At 26.9% G+C, this 349-nt stretch carries 1 protein-coding gene; it reads left to right on the top strand.

Annotated elements, in window-relative coordinates; translation table 11 throughout:
• On the top strand, positions 1–299 hold a 299-nt coding region (locus tag CIGNP103_RS08200), incomplete at its 5' end, for a hypothetical protein (protein WP_180381815.1).
• Positions 300–349: the final 50 nt, after the last annotated feature.

A 349-nucleotide genomic window follows, 5' to 3' on the forward strand; every position in this document is an offset into this window, starting at 1 on the left:
AAATTTATAAAAATCTTCATGATATTAGCTCGCTACTTAGTAATCTTAAAGTTTATACCGATTCACTCAAACAATCAAATAAACTAATTACTACCAAAGATGCGCTAAATTCAGATATAAACATAATCTCAACTAGATTTGAAATGATAGAAAAAAGAGTAAATAAACTCCCATACTATTTTTATGATAATATGGAAGATAGAATTTTAAGTCAAGATATAAAGATTAAATTTCTACTCTTAGAGATTGCCAAAAGACAAGATAGGATAATTGCTCAAAGCGATCTACTTATCAGATGATATGCCATGAACTAATCTATCTAAGACATATTTTTCTAAATCTTTGCGTG

The organism is Campylobacter sp. P0103, from assembly GCF_002139545.1.
Lineage (GTDB): Bacteria > Campylobacterota > Campylobacteria > Campylobacterales > Campylobacteraceae > Campylobacter > Campylobacter devanensis.